The following is a 952-nucleotide window of genomic DNA, read 5'->3' on the forward strand; positions in this document are numbered from 1 at the left end:
GGCGGCGGCTCTGGCCCGGGCCAGGAAACCCGCGGCGCGGCGGGCGGGCGGCGCGCCCCACACGGTCAGGACGTCGTCCAGCCGGTCGCCGAGCTCCGGCACGCGCTGGACGTCGCCCGTGAGGACGAGTGTCCCCAGTAGCTCCTCCAGCAGTCCTGCCACTGCCTCGGGCGGGGCGTCCGGGACGCCGGAGGTCAACTCCAGTCCCCTGTCGAGGAGTTCCACCGCGGTCAGCAGAGCGCCCCGCAGGACCGCCTGCCGGCCGGCCCGGGTGAGCAGCACGGCCGCCCGGGCCCGCTGCCCGCCGGCGACACACAGCTCCGCGGCCAGGCGGTACAGGTCGTCGCCCGAGTCACCGCCGATCAGACCGTGCGGCTCCCCGGCCCGCCGGGTGGAGCGGCCCGCGTCCCGAGGCCGCGGCCCTGTCGCGTCGGCGCCCTCGATGCCGTCGGCGCACTCGATCGCGTCGGCGGACTCGATCGCGTCGGCCGCGGCGAGACAGAGCGCCGCCCGCTCCACGGGCAGCAGCCGGTGGGTGATGGCGTCGGCGGTCAGGGCGTGGCGGAACGTGTGCCAGCCGGGCTCCTCCGCGGTGGCGCCGTCGGTGACCAGCTGGGCGCGTGCCGCATGGCGAAGCTGGCGCAGTGCCGTCGCCCGGTCGAGCCCGGCGACGCGGGCGGCGATGTCCACGGGGAAGCGCCTGCCCAGGACGGCCGCCGCTTCCAGGAGCGCGACACCGGGCGGTTCCAGGTGGTCCACACGCTGGAGGACGGCGGCGGCGACCGTCGCGGGCACGTGGGCGTTCAGCGAGCCGGTCACCGTCCAGCCGTCGCCCCGCCGCTGCACGAGGTCGCCGCTGTCGACCATGGCGGTCAGCAGTTCCTCCACGACGCGGGCCACGTACCGGCAGCCGTACTTGACCGGCTGCACGCCGTCTCCGAAGGTGTCCCCT

Annotated in this window: 1 pseudogene; it reads right to left on the reverse strand. The window is 76.7% G+C overall.

The features are described from left to right. Positions 1 to 930, reverse strand: a pseudogene (locus tag O3Q52_RS53565) (LuxR family transcriptional regulator); the annotation flags it as partial. Between the last annotated feature and the right edge of the window lie 22 nt (positions 931 to 952).

The organism is Streptomyces sp. ActVer (assembly GCF_027270795.1).
Taxonomy (GTDB): Bacteria; Actinomycetota; Actinomycetes; order Streptomycetales; family Streptomycetaceae; genus Streptomyces; species Streptomyces umbrinus_A.